Below are 13,419 nucleotides of genomic sequence, written 5' to 3' on the forward strand. Positions count from 1 at the left end.
GCTGGTCGGACACGACGGTGAGATGACGCACCGTCCGGGGATCCGGGCTTTGGGGAAGGGACTGGCAGGTGGCGTCGGGGAACGGCATCGGGGACCGCGGAGCGAAGCCGTATCGCAAGCGCAATCCACTGCCCGCGCTCATCGTGATCGGGGTGCTGGCGCTCGGCGCGGTGATCGTCTGGGTGAACGTCGTGGCGAGCAACGCCGACATCGAGGCCAAGATCCGCTGCGATCCGCCGCCCGCCCCGCAACCGGGTGTCACCTACAAGCCGCTGGCGCACAACGGGCTGGACGACCGCGCTCCGGTCCCGCCGGACAAGGTCGCCCTCCAGGTGCTCAACGGCTCCCAGATCCGCGGCCAGGGCGGCATCGTCACCAGCACGCTCAAGGAAATGGGCTTCAGTCAGGCGCTCGAGCCGAGCACCGACCCGGCGTACAAGGACGCCGAAGCCAAGTGCCGCGGCCAGATCCGCTTCGGCGAGAACGGCGCGGCCGCGGCCCGCACGCTGAGCCTGGTGGTCCCGTGCGCCGAACTGGTCAAGGACAACCGCAAGGACGCTTCGGTCACGTTCACCACCGGCACCCTGCTGGGTGACATCCGCCCGAAGGCGGAGGCGCGCCAGATCCTCGACCAGCTCACCCAGTGGTCGCAGGCGCAGCAGGGCAGCGGCGGCGGCGAGCAGTCGGCGGGCGGCGGTGCCCCGGTGATCGACCAGGCACTGCTGAAAGCCGCTCGCGAAGCCCCCTGCTGATTCGAGTCCCTCACCCGGGTCCCCTCCTAGCGTGTGCCGGGTCCCGTCAGCCCCCTCAGATCACGCCGGCGCCCGAGTCGATCAGCGCCTGACGCAACGGGGCCGCGATCGACGGCGCCACCGCGAACGTCGCGTCCGGTCCGAGCTCGGCGTCTTCCCCGGGAAGCGACACCCGGGCGCCCGCCTCGGCGGCGATGAGCGCGCCCGCCGCCCAGTCCCAGTGCCCGAGCCCGTGTTCGACGTAGGCGTCCAGCCAGCCCGCCGCGACCGCGCACAGGTCGAGTGACGCGGCGCCGTTGCGCCGGATGTCGCGCACCCGCGTCGCCAGTTCGGCGACGAACCGGGCCTGTTTGGTGCGCCGTTCGACCTTGTAGGCGAATCCGGTGCCGACCAGGGTCAGGTCGAGCCGGGCCGGGGCGTTGACCGACAGGCGCCGTCCGTCGAGGAACGCGCCGTGCCCGCGCGCGGCGGTCCAGCGGCGGCCGCTGACCGGCTCGACGACGGCCCCCGCCACCGAGACCCCGCCGACCTGCGCGGCCACCGACACCGCGAACCACGGCAGCCCGTAGAGGAAGTTCACCGTGCCGTCGATCGGATCGACCACCCAGGTCACGCCGTCACCGGCGCTCCCGCCGCCCTCCTCGCCGAGCACGGCGTCGCCGGGGCGCAGTTCGGCCAGCCGCGCGCGCACCAGCCGTTCCGACTCGTGGTCCACGGCGGTCACCACGTCGGTGTCGGCGGATTTGGTGTCCACCCGCACCTCACGGCCCCCGTTCATCCCGCTCCAGGCCTCGTGGACCAGTTCGGCGGCCTCGCCCGCGACACGCTCGGCGACACTCTTCAGCAACGTCTCGTCAACTCCCACGTCCGCCATGTCACCACATCCGGTTAAAGTCTCCGAGGCAGGCTTCTGAATCGTGCGAGAAGGGACCACGTCCGTGGTGGAGGCGACCCGAGGTTTCGGTATCGACATCGGCGGCAGCGGGATCAAGGGCGCGCTGGTCGACTTGGCGGAGGGACAGCTGATCGGCGACCGGATCCGCATCGACACGCCGAAGCCGTCGACGCCCGAGGCGGTGGCGGACGTCGTCGCCGAGATCACCGGCCAGGCGGGCTGGGACGGCCCGGTGGGCGTCACGCTGCCCGCGGTGGTCAAGAAGGGCGTCGCGCACACCGCGGCCAACATCGACCGCGCGTGGATCGGCACCGACGCCGACGCCCTGTTCGCGAAACGTCTCGGCCGCGGCGTGGACGACATCGCGATGCTGAACGACGCCGACGCCGCCGGCATGGCCGAGATCCGCTGGGGCGACCCGATCGCGCGGCGCGGTGTGACGGCGTTGCTGACCTTCGGCACCGGCATCGGCAGCGCGGTCTTCCAGGACGGCAAGCTCGTGCCCAACACCGAATTCGGCCACATCGAGGTCGACGGCTTCGACGCGGAGAAGAAGGCCGCGGCGTCGGTGAAGGACAACGAGGACCTGTCGTATCCCGAATGGGCGGAACGGGTGAACAGGTATCTCGGCGTGCTGGAAAACCTGATCTGGCCGGATCTTTTCATCGTCGGCGGCGGGGTCAGCAAGAAGTCGCACAAATGGGTCCCGCTGCTGGACATCCGGACCCCGGTCATCGTCGCGTCCTTGCAGAACAACGCGGGCATCGTCGGCGCGGCGGCGGCCGCCGCGGAGGGCATCGAGCACTGACCCGCCCGTGCTGACATCGACACCACGGATGTCACTTCGGCGGGTCGGACGGCGTGTCGCGCCCGCCGGGCGGTGATCCGCGCCGCGACGCTGTCACGTATCGTCGTTACAATGGAACACGGCCCCCGGCGGCGGCACTCACCAGAACGAGGAAAACCGCAGGCCGAGGGGTGTTCCCCGAAGTTTGAGGCAGCCGAGACCATCACGCCTCGGCTCGTCATGATCGACCGCTGCGAAAGGGCGTAAGTGGCAGCCGCAAGAACCGCAACCCGAAGCGGGACGAAGACAGCGACCGCAGCCGGCGAGCCGGCCGACGAGGCAGCCACCGGCGCGGCGAAGCCCGCGGCGCGCAAGACCGCCGCCAAGGCGGCCGGCGCGAAGAAGGCCCCGGCGAAGAAGGCTCCGGCCAAGAAACCCGCCACCAAGGGTGTCAAGACCGAAGACGGCGATCCGGAAGACGGTCCGGTAGAGCTCGACGAAGCCGACCTCGAAACCCCGGATCTCTCCGACCTGGAAGAGGTCGAGGTGGACGTCGTCGACGCGACGGTCACCGAGGAGACGGAAGAGGACGCCGAGTCCGACGACGACGCCGAAGAGACGCCCCCGCGGCGCCGCACGGTGGCCGACAAGAACGCCGGAAAGACCTCCGACAACCCGGACTTCGTCTGGGACGAAGAAGAGTCCGAGGCGCTGCGCCAGGCCCGCAAGGACGCCGAGCTCACCGCTTCGGCCGACTCGGTCCGCGCGTACCTCAAGCAGATCGGCAAGGTCGCCCTGCTGAACGCGGAGGAGGAGGTGGAGCTCGCCAAGCGCATCGAGGCCGGGCTCTACGCCGCCGAACGCGTCCGCAACGCCGAGGAGGAGGGCGAGAAACTCGTCACCCAGATGCGGCGCGACCTCAAGTGGATCGTGCGCGACGGTGAACGGGCGAAGAACCACCTCCTGGAGGCGAACCTCCGGCTCGTGGTCTCGCTGGCCAAGCGCTACACCGGCCGCGGCATGGCGTTCCTGGACCTGATCCAGGAGGGCAACCTCGGTCTGATCCGCGCGGTCGAGAAGTTCGACTACACCAAGGGCTACAAGTTCTCCACGTACGCCACCTGGTGGATCCGTCAGGCGATCACCCGCGCGATGGCCGACCAGGCCCGCACCATCCGTATCCCGGTGCACATGGTCGAGGTCATCAACAAACTCGGCCGTATACAGCGTGAGCTGTTGCAGGACCTCGGTCGCGAGCCCACCCCCGAAGAGCTCGCGAAGGAAATGGACATCTCCCCGGAGAAGGTCCTCGAGATCCAGCAGTACGCCCGCGAGCCGATCTCGCTCGACCAGACCATCGGCGACGAGGGCGACTCGCAGCTCGGTGACTTCATCGAGGACTCCGAGGCCGTCGTCGCGGTCGACGCGGTGTCGTTCACGCTGCTGCAGGACCAGCTCCAGTCGGTGCTGCAGACGCTGTCCGAACGTGAGGCGGGTGTGGTGCGGCTGCGGTTCGGTCTCACCGACGGCCAGCCGCGCACGCTCGACGAGATCGGCCAGGTGTACGGGGTGACCCGTGAGCGCATCCGGCAGATCGAGTCGAAGACGATGTCGAAGCTGCGTCACCCGTCGCGTTCGCAGGTGCTGCGCGACTACCTGGACTGATCCCAGGCTCACGAAGAACCCCGTCACCGTTCGGTGGCGGGGTTTTTCGCGTCCGGTGTCGAATCGCGGCCTGCTCGTTCGACGCGTGGGTATGACGACGAACCCGATCGCGACCAAGAACCTCGACCGCTACGGCTCCGAGGAGCTGCCGTGGAGCCGTCCTCGCGACATCCTCGCCGAAGACACCCCCACGGCCGACCTGACCTTCTTCGTGACGACCGTGCGGCCCGGCGGACGGCCGCACTCCGCGGGCGTCGGCGCCGTCTGGGTGAACGACGCCCTGTACTTCAAGGGCGGACCCGGCACCCGGCGCTCCCGCAACCTGGCGGCGAATCCGGCCTGCGGTGTTTCGGTGCGCCTGCGAGGAGTCGACCTCACCTTGGAAGGCGAAGCGCATCGAGTCACCGATCCGGTGACGCTGGAGCGGGTGGCCGCCGTGTACCGCGCCGGTGGCTGGCCCGCCACGGTGGAAGGTGACGCGCTGACCGCTCCTTACAGCGCGCCCAGCGCGGGGCCACCGCCCTGGCACCTGTACCGGCTCACCCTCCACCGCGCCATCGCCGTGGCGGGCGCCGAACCGTACGGCGCCACGCGCTGGGATTTCGCCCACTGACCGTCGCGTTTAGTCCTCTGAACGCGGTAGTTGCGTGTGCAAGGACCGCATTCAGAGGACGAAATGCGGGGTTCAGGGGCGGCCGGTGAGGGTCGTCCAGGGGATGTGCACGGTGACCCGTTCCCGGAGCTGCTCGTTCATCAGCCACAGCTCCCCCGTCGCCGGCCAGTACGACAGGTTTTGCGAGTTCACCGGCGCCTTGCCGCTCAGCCTCGACGTCGACGTGCCACCGACCCCGCCGTGCAGGCACGACGGATGGTCTCCCGCCACCCCGGCGTATTCCGGACAGGTCCCCGTCAGCACGAAGTATCCGTTGCGCGCCACCGCTCCCTGCATGCCCCACACCGGCGACACGAAGCCTTCCTTCGCGTGCACGGTCCCGTCCGCCGACAGCTTGGGCAGACCCGTCGCGCGGTCGAACGGCCAGCGCAGTACCCGGCCTCCGGCGGCCTTGGGCACGTGTTCCGCGGTCACGATCGAGCCGTCGCTGTGGTCGAAGGACATCGTCGCGAGACACGGCCGCACCCCGGGAGCCCCGGTGCAGGTTCCGCCGCCGGGATACCAGTAGGCGCCGATCTGCGGCATCGCGTAGTCGTAGAACGCCGCGTGATATTTGCCGTCCGGCCCCTTCCCGACGACGCCGGAGCTGTCGTCGACCTTCCAGAAATGCGTCGTGTCGAAGACCCGCACCACTCCCCCGGTGGTCGCGACGAACAGCCGGTTCCCGATCCAGGTCATGCCGTGCCCGTGTCCCTGAACGACGGTGAAGTTGTCGTCCGACGTCGGTTCGACGAGCAGCACGTGCCGGTAGCCGAGCCCGGTCGCGTCCACAAAGGACAGCCGGACCATGGTGTCGCCCGGGGTGTGCCAGGAGGCCGCGACGACCCGTTTTCCGCCGACCTTCCCGGTCGCCGCGTCGGCGTCGCCGGAGCCGGTCAGGCCCTGCGGGATCCAGTCGTTGGTCTTGTCGTCTCCCGCGTCTTCCCAGCAGAATCCCGCCGGTTTCAGCGCCGTCGCGAGATAGGTGCCGTGGCACAACGGCCGCGCGGACCGGTTAGCCGACGACAGGATCTCCGGCAGGCCACGCGCCGGGAGTTTCTTCTCCAGCGCGGCGATCCGCGCGCCGTAGACGTCGAAGGTCGAACCCGGCGTCCAGCGGAAGGCGTCGACCGTGGCCGCGTCCATCCGCGGGAAGGCGGCCGCGGCGGAGGCGACCCCGGGTACGAGCGCGAACACCAGCAAGAGTGAAGCGAGCAGTCCCAACCTCTTCATGCCCGCGAGCATCCCGGTCCCGCGCATACTTTCGATACAAACCGCTTCAGGACACGGAAAGTCCTCGCTCGGCCAAGGATTCCTCGACACGCAGCCGTTCGATCCCGCGGTCGAACCCTTCCGGCAGCTCGTCCAGCCGATGGTCGACCTCGACCTCCCGGCAGGCTTGGACGAGCAGCGCGTCGTACGCCTGCCGGGTGCCGTACCGGCGGACGGCCGAAGCACCGGGAGGGAGCTCCGCCAGCAGCCGGTGCACCCGGCGGAGATCGGCGGCGAGTTTCTCGATGGGCGGGCCCGCCGGGATCTCCGGTTCGCGGCGGCGTCGCCGGCGGCGCACCACCTCGGGGACCCTCAGCGCGCACCAGAAAAGAGCCGACGGCGCCACGGCGACAACGGCGTACAGCGCGACAGGCACGGTGGCCATGACCCATGGTAATCCCGCTCGGCGGGGTCGGAGAAGCCGTCAACCCGGCTATATTCGCGACTGTGCTGACCGAGAAGCCGACCGAGAGCTACCGCTATCCGGACACCGGTGACCACGTCACCGGCCTGTTCATCCGACGGCACGAACCCTACGACGGCTATTGGGCGGCCAGCGAGGAGCGCGCGCTCGAGAAGGTCGCCGGGCGGCTCACCGCGACGCTCGGTGCGCGAGCCGAGATCAAGGCGCTCGACGCCGGTTGCGGGGAGGGCAGGCTTCTTCCCTGGCTCGCCCGGTTCTCCGCCGAGATCACCGCCGCGGACCCCGACCACGGCAGGCTGGCGAAGGCGAGCGAGACCCTCGTCGAGGACACGCGGCTCTCCTTCGTCGCTTCGCCGATCACCGAGCTGGACGGCGGCCCGTACGACCTCGTCGTCTGCAGTCACGTCATCCAGCACGTGCCGACCTCGGAGGTCGCGCCCATCCTGCGACGGCTGGCCGCGGTCACCGCGCCCGGCGGAGCCCTGGTGCTGGCCTACAGCCGCGCACCGATCGGACGGGGCGCCTTCAGCCTGGACAGCGTCGAAGGCGGCGAGGTCCGCTCACGCCGGATCAGCCGCGAAGAGTTCGACAAGGCGCTACGCGACGGCGACGGCCCGGCGCTCCCGGTCCGCTACCTCGACCCGGAGGAGGTCGCCGCCGACGCCGCCGAAGCGGGCTGGCGCACCGACTGGGAATGGACCTACCACGTCCTCGACGACCTCGGTCCCGCCGACGAGCACCTCGACCGTGACGAACTGGTCAACGCCTCCGGTCCGCTGCGCCGTCACCTCGGCCGCGATCTGGTCACCCTGCTGCGCCGCGAACCCGCATGACGGCGCTGCTCCTCACCTACGCCTGGGCGGTCCCGCTGTCCGAGCGGGAGGCGGGGAAGGTACTCGACGGCGGCCGGGACCGCGGCCTGCTGACCCATCTCGACGGGAAACTCGGCGAGGAATGGACCGCCGCGGAGAACTTCCTCACCAGCTACACGAATCCGCCGAATCGTCGCGTGCTGCGCAAACGCACCGGTGGCTCCCGGCTGTCGATCCGCGTCGGCGCGGTCAGCCTGCCCTGCGAACTCCTCGTCACCTGGCATCCGGCCTATCACGCGATGACGCTGATCCTCGCCACCACGATCACCGGACCCGAGACGGAGCCGTCCGCCGTCGGATTCGATCTCGCCATCGCCGTCCTGCAGAGCCTTCAAGGCCGGGAGGCGACGAACGGTGAGAAGGGGCTGCACGGCGGCTACGGCGAGAAGTCGTTCCCCTCGCTCCTCAAGGCCGTCACCCACATCTTCGAGGACCTGACCAAGGGCTGCGGCCTGACCGAAGGGCTCGGCCGCAAAGGCTGGTGCGTCGAATCGCGGTCCCACGACGGACATCCGCCCGCGCAGCGGGTCGCGGCCGATCCCCGGCCGTTCTACGGGCTGGCGACCGGCGACGAGGGCTGGCGGTTCGTACCCCGCGAGGTCGCCAGGGACGCGCTCGGCCCGTCGTGGGGCACGCGGTCCTTCGTCTCCGCGTACACGATGGCCGGCGGGATCGTCTGCCTCAACAGCAAGGATTCCGACTACGTCGAGCAGCAAGGCGAGCTGATGCGCGGCCCGTTCGGCGCGGCCGAACCGTACTTCGGCATCGACAGCGACGTCGGCGGCCTCGATCACGGGATGCTCTTCATCCTCGAACGGGTCCTGATCCGGATGGCGCTGGCCGACCAGTGGCTGCGCACCGCCCAGCGCGAGATGCGGGCGCTGACGGCGAAAAAGAAGTCCGCGAACCGCACCCGGCTGCTGCGGGGCTCGCTCGACGACATCCTCGAAATGCTGCACTCGGTGCTCCCGCCCGAGATCGATTCGCTGGAGCGACGTCTGGTCACCAGCATGGGGGTGGAGCGGATCATCGCCCAGCTCGACCGCCAGGCCGAGGCGATGGACGAGGAGACCCGCTACGCCTACGAGAACACGGTGAGCGCGCGGGTCACGCGGCTCACCGTGGTGACCGTCGTGCTGACGATCGTCACCATCGTCCTCGGTGTCCTGCAGGTGCTCGTGTCACTCTGACCCGCTGCCGCGGCGTTGCTTGCGGTTGCGCTCCGCGAACAGCACCCCCGCCCCCGCCGCCACCATCAGCGCGCTCACCACGATGTGCGCCTCCGGCGGAAGCAGGTGAAGCTGCACGAACCAGCTCGGGTCGGTACTGCCCAGCAGCCGGTTGATCAGCCCTCCCCCACCCTGCACCAGCAGGAGGATCCCCAGCAGTTCGATCATCGTCGTGTCCCTTCCGGAATCCGGTCGTCGTCCCTGTCCTTGGGCGAAAGCTCCTGCCACAGCGGGCCGGTGGCGAACCAGATGGCCGTCACGACCCCCAGCCGCGGCAACCACCCCCACAGCGGCGCGACCTGCTCGGTGTCGCCGACCATGAAGATCAGCCCCAGCAGCACGGCGGCGGCGATCCCGCAGGCCAGTACGCATTTCCCCCACTCACGCCATTCGACGCGGGCTTTCTCGCGCCCCCTCGGTTTCGGCGGCGGTGGCGGACCGCCCGCGAACCGGTGCGCGAACCGCACGTCGGCCCAGCGGATCATCGACGGCCCGAACACCACGCTGAAGCCGAGGTACACCGCGGCGAGGCCGTGCACGAAATTCGCCTTGCCGCCATCGCGCAGGTCGAGCACCGTCGCGACCAGTACCACGATGTCGATCACCGGGGTGAGGGCCAGCAGGACGGTGCTGGTCCGCTTGAGCCGGAGCAGATAGCGGGCCAGCAGGCCGGCGCCGATCGCGACCCAGAAACCGATCTCCCCGGCGGCGATCACCGCCGCCATCGGATTGTCGGCGAAGAAGTCCCAGATCTTGTTCACGCTTCGATCGTCGCCTCTGCACCGGGGCGGCCGCGTCGGTGATCGGCACGAGAAACCGTCATCAGTTCGTAGGACCCCGGTGCGCGTCCCGGTGTGCTGGGATGGACGGGTGCCCTCGTTGGTCCCGCGCCTGCGCCACCTCCCGTTGTGGAAGCAGGACGCCGTCATCGCGCTCGGCACCTGGATCCTGGGGGCGCTGGTCTACGCCAGCGGGATGCAGGTGCTGCTCAACGGGCCCGACAACACGCCGCTGTGGATCCGGCTGACCGAGCTGACCGTGCTGTGCGGTTTGGAGATGCTGCGCCGCAAGGTCCCCGTGGGACTGCTGTGCGCGCTGGTCGTCCTAGGCGTGGACATCGCGCTCGGCCCTTCGCTGCCGATCGTCATCGTCTTCACCGATTTCCTCTACGCGGCGACGCTCTACGGGTCGCGGCACACCAGCCGGGTGATGATCGGCGTCGCCGCGATCGGGACCCTCGCGGTGGTCTGCCTGGCGCTCATCTTCTCGCAGTGGCGGACGGCGATCCTCGCCGCGTTCGCGCTGTTGCCGTTCCTGGTCACCCCGGTGTGGTGGGCGGCGAACGTGCGGCAGCAACGGGACATCGCCGACAGCGAACGGGCGAACGCGGCTCAGCTGGCCACGATCGGCGAGCTGGACCGGCGGGCCGCGGTGGTGGGAGAACGCTCGAAGATGGCGCGGGATCTGCACGACGTCATCGCCGGGCACCTTTCGGCGATCGCGATCCAGTCCGAGGCGGCGTTGTCGATGGCCACCGCCGACCCGGAACTGTCCAGGAAGGTCCTGAAATCGGTGCGGGAGAACAGCGTCAGCGCGCTGGAGGAGATGCGTGCGATGATCGGACTGCTGCGCGCCGATCCCTCCACAGGGGACTCGGAGATCGAAGCGACCGCGCCCGCCCGGCTGGCCCAACTGTCCAAATTGGTCGAATCGGCACGGGCCAGCGGGCTGGTGGTCGAGGTGGTTTCCACAGTGGACGAAGCGGCTCCGTTGCCGGCGGCGGTCGACCTGACCGCGTACCGGATCGCGCAGGAAGCGCTCACGAACGCGGCCAAGCACGCCGCGGGCGGGCGGGCGGTACTCGACATCCATGCGCGCGGAGGCATACTCACCGTCGAAGTGCACAACGACCTTCGCCCCGGTTCCGGCTCGGGTGACGACGGCGGGACCGGACTCGGCCTGCTGAACATGCGGGAACGTGCCGCCGCGGTGGGCGGCACCCTCGCCGCCGGGCGCTCAGGCGGCGGCTGGCTGGTCCGCGCCGAACTGCCTCTGGAGGGGTCATGACCATCAAGGTGCTCGTCGCCGACGACCACGGCGCGATCCGGGCTGGGCTGATGATGATCCTCGGCAACGCCGAAGGCATCGAGGTCGTCGGCGAGGCCGCGGACGGCGCCACCGCCGTCCGCCAGGCGAAGGCCCTGAAGCCCGACGTCGTGCTCATGGACGTCCGGATGCCCGGCGTCGACGGCATCGCGGCCACACGGGAACTGACCGCGGAGGGGCTGTGCGAAGTATTGGTGCTGACCACTTTCGATCTCGACGAGTACGTCCACGCCGCGCTGCGGGCCGGCGCGGCCGGGTTCCTGCTGAAATCGGTGGAAGCGTCTCGGCTGATCGAAGCGGTGAAACTGGTCGCGGCGGGCGAAGGGGTGCTCGCCCCGCAGGTCACGCGGAAACTGATCGCCGCGTTCGCCGAGGGGACCCGCGCACCGTCCAGCGCCCCCGACGGGCTCGCCGAGCTGACCGAACGCGAGCGCGAAGTGCTGGCGTGCCTGGGCGGCGGCCTGTCCAACGCGCAGATCGGCACGCGGCTGCACATCGGTGAGACCACGGTGAAGACGCACGTTTCGCGCGTCCTGACGAAGCTGGCACTGCGGTCGCGGGTGCAGGCGGCGATCCTCGCGCAGGAGAACGGCGTCACCCTGGAAAGCTGATCTCCACCGTTCTGCGAGGCGGGCGGCGATCTTCTAGCGTGACCCTTCATGCGCCGAACTCTGGACGTGGACGAGGTCCTGCAGCGACAGGATTCCAGCGAGCTGAAACGCCGCCTGCGCGGGCGCGACCTGATCGGCTTCGGGGTCGGCATCATCATCGGCACCGGGATCTTCACCCTCGCCGGCGTTGAAGCCAAGACCCACGCGGGCCCATCGGTGACGCTGTCGTTCGTGCTCGGCGCCGTCGTCGCCGGGATGGCCGCGCTCTGTTACGCCGAACTCGCCTCCAGCGTGCCGACGGCCGGAAGCGCCTACACCTACGCGTTCGCCACCCTCGGCGAGACCTTCGCCTGGATCATCGGCTGGGACCTGCTGCTCGAGTTCGCCCTCGGCGCGGCCGTCGTGTCGCGGGGCTGGTCCGGCTACCTCGCGAATCTGATGGGTCTCTCCCCCGACTGGTTCGGCGAAGACGCGAAAGTGAACATCGGCGCTGTCGCGATCATCGCCGTGCTCACCGTGATCGCCGTCATCGGGATCAAGGAGTCGGCACGGGTGACGAATCTGCTCGTGCTGGTGAAGGTCGCGGTGTGCGTGCTGATCCTCGCGGTCGGCGTGTTCTACATCCGCGGCGAGAACCTCGTCCCGTTCATCCCGCCCGCCCAGCCGCCGACGGAGACCGCCGGGGCCCTGCACCAGCCGATCGTGCAAGCCGCGCTCGGGCTGGAGCAATCCGTGTACGGCATCGCCGGAATGGTCACCGCCGCCGCGGTCGTCTTCTTCGCCTACACCGGTTTCGAGGCACTCGCCAACCTCGGTGAGGAGACCGTGAACCCCAAACGCGACCTGCGGGTCGGCATCCTCGGTGCGCTCGGTGTCTGCGCCCTGCTCTACATCGGCGTGTCGCTGGTGCTGACCGGGATGGTGCCCTTCGCCGAGATCGACGCGGGCGCCCCGCTCGCCGACGCCTTCGACCGGGTCGGGCAGCACTGGGTCGGCGCGCTGATCTCACTCGGCGCGGTCACCGGGCTGACGTCGGTGATGATGGTGGAACTGGTGACGATCGGCCGGATCGGCTTCGCGATGGGCCGCGACGGCCTGCTGCCGAAGAAGTTCGGCACGGCGCATCCGCGGTGGGGCACTCCGCACCGGATGACCGTCAGCGGTGCCGTGCTGATCGCGGCGCTGGCCGCGTTCGTCCCGATCTCGGAACTCGCCGACATGGTCAGCATCGGCGCGCTGTCGGCGATGATCATCGTCGCGGTGGCCGTGCCGGTGCTGCGGAAACGCCGACCCGGCCTGGAGCGCCCGTTCACCGTGCCGTTCTCGCCGTACCTGCCGATCGTGGCGGCGCTGGCGTGCTTCTACCTGATGCTCAACCTCGACGTGATGACCTGGCTGCGGTTCGCCGCGTGGCTGGTGCTCGGCCTGCTGATCTACGTCTTCTACGGGCGCAAGCATTCGCGCTTCGCGAAGAACGACCTCAGCTCCACAGACCGGCCGTCGTGATCGCGGCGACGGCGGCCTCGGTGTCGCCGTCGTCGACCACGATCAGCATCCGGTTCAGCGCCGCGGCCACCCATTCCACCGGCTGGTCGTGCACTCCGTCGTCCCCCAAGGACGGATAACCATCCATAATGGACAAAAGGGTGCCTTCGGTGCCGATCCGCATCCCGGCGACCAGGACGGCATGTCCGCCGGGCGGGCGCCACCGCGACGACCACAGCGGCGGGACCCCCGTGTCGAGGTAGTCGAGCAGCGCTCGAACCGGGGTGTCGTGCGCGCCGAATTCGGCCGGGTCGACCTCGGCGATCACCGCGACCCGCGGCAGCCGCCACAGCCCGGCCAGGAGCATGAACAGCGACTGCGGCGTCCGGTGCCCGGTGGCGGGCACGGCGGCCAGCCGTCCGCCCGACAGCGCCTCGATCGCTCGCGGGAGGCCGTCCGGCGTGGTGCCCGCCACCGCGGCGACCTCGTCCTGGCCCGGGACGTCGAAGCCCGCGGCGCGCAGGGCGGCCAGCGCCACGAACGGGCCGGCGAGCCCGTCCTTCTGCGGGAGTTCGGCCCGCGCGACGGCGACGAGGTGCTCGCCACCGGGGAGCCAGCGCTGTCCCGACAGACCGGTCCGGTCGCCGTCGATTCCGGAGGACACCGGGT

15 protein-coding genes are annotated in these 13,419 nt (G+C 69.8%); 9 read left to right on the top strand and 6 right to left on the bottom strand.

The annotated features are described in order from the left end of the window. The first annotated feature begins 68 nt into the window (after positions 1–68). Positions 69–752, top strand: coding sequence for an envelope integrity protein Cei (cei, locus tag ACZ54P_RS36310; RefSeq protein ID WP_465466140.1), 684 nt, complete (start codon positions 69–71; stop codon positions 750–752). 55 nt (positions 753–807) lie between these two features. Here cei and ACZ54P_RS36315 read toward each other — a convergent pair whose 3' ends face one another. Then, positions 808–1,626 carry an inositol monophosphatase family protein gene (locus tag ACZ54P_RS36315; RefSeq protein WP_465466141.1) on the bottom strand — a complete coding sequence of 273 codons (819 nt, stop codon included), beginning with the start codon at positions 1,624–1,626 and terminating at the stop codon, positions 808–810. A gap of 67 nt (positions 1,627–1,693) precedes the next feature. Between ACZ54P_RS36315 and ppgK the strand changes: the two genes are divergently transcribed. From ppgK to ACZ54P_RS36330, 3 genes are all read left to right on the top strand, one after another. Beyond that, positions 1,694–2,455 carry a polyphosphate--glucose phosphotransferase gene (gene ppgK, locus ACZ54P_RS36320; protein ID WP_465466198.1) on the top strand — a complete coding sequence of 254 codons (762 nt, stop codon included), beginning with the start codon at positions 1,694–1,696 and terminating at the stop codon, positions 2,453–2,455. Positions 2,456–2,701: 246 nt separating this feature from the next. Continuing rightward, positions 2,702–4,099, top strand: a complete 1,398-nt coding sequence (locus ACZ54P_RS36325; RefSeq protein WP_465466142.1) for an RNA polymerase sigma factor — start codon at positions 2,702–2,704, stop codon at positions 4,097–4,099. 91 nt (positions 4,100–4,190) lie between these two features. Further along, entirely contained in the window at positions 4,191–4,712 is a 522-nt protein-coding gene (locus tag ACZ54P_RS36330; protein WP_465466143.1) for a pyridoxamine 5'-phosphate oxidase family protein, read from the top strand. A gap of 72 nt (positions 4,713–4,784) precedes the next feature. Here the strand turns inward: ACZ54P_RS36330 and ACZ54P_RS36335 are convergent, their stop codons facing one another. Both ACZ54P_RS36335 and ACZ54P_RS36340 read right to left on the bottom strand, forming a co-directional pair. Further along, entirely contained in the window at positions 4,785–5,984 is a 1,200-nt protein-coding gene (locus tag ACZ54P_RS36335) for a hypothetical protein (RefSeq protein WP_465466144.1), read from the bottom strand. A gap of 46 nt (positions 5,985–6,030) precedes the next feature. Continuing rightward, entirely contained in the window at positions 6,031–6,408 is a 378-nt protein-coding gene (locus tag ACZ54P_RS36340) for a hypothetical protein (RefSeq protein WP_465466145.1), read from the bottom strand. Between the two features lie 62 nt (positions 6,409–6,470). Here ACZ54P_RS36340 and ACZ54P_RS36345 point away from each other — a divergent pair, with 62 nt between their 5' ends. Together ACZ54P_RS36345 and ACZ54P_RS36350 are read left to right on the top strand one after the other, a co-directional pair. Further along, the gene (locus ACZ54P_RS36345) at positions 6,471–7,280 is read left to right on the top strand and encodes a class I SAM-dependent methyltransferase (protein WP_465466146.1); all 810 of its coding nucleotides are present in this window, start codon (positions 6,471–6,473) and stop codon (positions 7,278–7,280) included. Continuing rightward, complete coding sequence (locus tag ACZ54P_RS36350; RefSeq protein WP_465466147.1) at positions 7,277–8,509, top strand: hypothetical protein; 1,233 nt, start codon at positions 7,277–7,279, stop codon at positions 8,507–8,509. The genes ACZ54P_RS36345 and ACZ54P_RS36350 overlap by 4 nt, the downstream gene beginning before the upstream one ends. On the opposite strand, the gene ACZ54P_RS36355 is transcribed toward ACZ54P_RS36350, so the two are convergent. Together ACZ54P_RS36355 and ACZ54P_RS36360 are read right to left on the bottom strand one after the other, a co-directional pair. Further along, on the bottom strand, positions 8,501–8,716 hold the full coding sequence (locus tag ACZ54P_RS36355) for a hypothetical protein (protein WP_465466148.1): 216 nt from the start codon (positions 8,714–8,716) through the stop codon (positions 8,501–8,503). The genes ACZ54P_RS36350 and ACZ54P_RS36355 overlap by 9 nt on opposite strands. Next, complete coding sequence (locus tag ACZ54P_RS36360) at positions 8,713–9,309, bottom strand: hypothetical protein (RefSeq protein WP_465466149.1); 597 nt, start codon at positions 9,307–9,309, stop codon at positions 8,713–8,715. The genes ACZ54P_RS36355 and ACZ54P_RS36360 overlap by 4 nt, the downstream gene beginning before the upstream one ends. A 109-nt stretch (positions 9,310–9,418) precedes the next feature. Between ACZ54P_RS36360 and ACZ54P_RS36365 the strand changes: the two genes are divergently transcribed. The 3 genes from ACZ54P_RS36365 (at position 9,419) to ACZ54P_RS36375 (ending at position 12,771) form a co-directional block, all read left to right on the top strand. Beyond that, on the top strand, positions 9,419–10,615 hold the full coding sequence (locus ACZ54P_RS36365) for a sensor histidine kinase (protein WP_465466150.1): 1,197 nt from the start codon (positions 9,419–9,421) through the stop codon (positions 10,613–10,615). After that, the gene (locus ACZ54P_RS36370) at positions 10,612–11,265 is read left to right on the top strand and encodes a response regulator (protein ID WP_465466151.1); all 654 of its coding nucleotides are present in this window, start codon (positions 10,612–10,614) and stop codon (positions 11,263–11,265) included. Before ACZ54P_RS36365 ends, ACZ54P_RS36370 begins: the two co-directional genes overlap by 4 nt. Before the next feature lie 66 nt (positions 11,266–11,331). Continuing rightward, positions 11,332–12,771 carry an APC family permease gene (locus tag ACZ54P_RS36375; RefSeq protein WP_465466199.1) on the top strand — a complete coding sequence of 480 codons (1,440 nt, stop codon included), beginning with the start codon at positions 11,332–11,334 and terminating at the stop codon, positions 12,769–12,771. Here the strand turns inward: ACZ54P_RS36375 and ACZ54P_RS36380 are convergent. Beyond that, complete coding sequence (locus ACZ54P_RS36380) at positions 12,746–13,414, bottom strand: DUF6885 family protein (protein ID WP_465466152.1); 669 nt, start codon at positions 13,412–13,414, stop codon at positions 12,746–12,748. The two genes, ACZ54P_RS36375 and ACZ54P_RS36380, sit on opposite strands and share 26 nt — an antisense overlap. Positions 13,415–13,419 lie beyond the last annotated feature (5 nt).

This window comes from Amycolatopsis sp. NPDC034160, from assembly GCF_055575355.1.

What these genes read in the sequence shown, in the direction of transcription:
- ACZ54P_RS36315 (WP_465466141.1), bottom strand. Translation starts at nt 1,626, where the DNA reads ATGGCGGACGTGGGAGTTGACGAGACGTTGCTGAAGAGTGTCGCCGAG.
- ACZ54P_RS36330 (WP_465466143.1), top strand. Translation starts at nt 4,191, where the DNA reads ATGACGACGAACCCGATCGCGACCAAGAACCTCGACCGCTACGGCTCC.
- ACZ54P_RS36335 (WP_465466144.1), bottom strand. Translation starts at nt 5,984, where the DNA reads ATGAAGAGGTTGGGACTGCTCGCTTCACTCTTGCTGGTGTTCGCGCTC.
- ACZ54P_RS36340 (WP_465466145.1), bottom strand. Translation starts at nt 6,408, where the DNA reads ATGGCCACCGTGCCTGTCGCGCTGTACGCCGTTGTCGCCGTGGCGCCG.
- ACZ54P_RS36350 (WP_465466147.1), top strand. Translation starts at nt 7,277, where the DNA reads ATGACGGCGCTGCTCCTCACCTACGCCTGGGCGGTCCCGCTGTCCGAG.
- ACZ54P_RS36355 (WP_465466148.1), bottom strand. Translation starts at nt 8,716, where the DNA reads ATGATCGAACTGCTGGGGATCCTCCTGCTGGTGCAGGGTGGGGGAGGG.
- ACZ54P_RS36370 (WP_465466151.1), top strand. Translation starts at nt 10,612, where the DNA reads ATGACCATCAAGGTGCTCGTCGCCGACGACCACGGCGCGATCCGGGCT.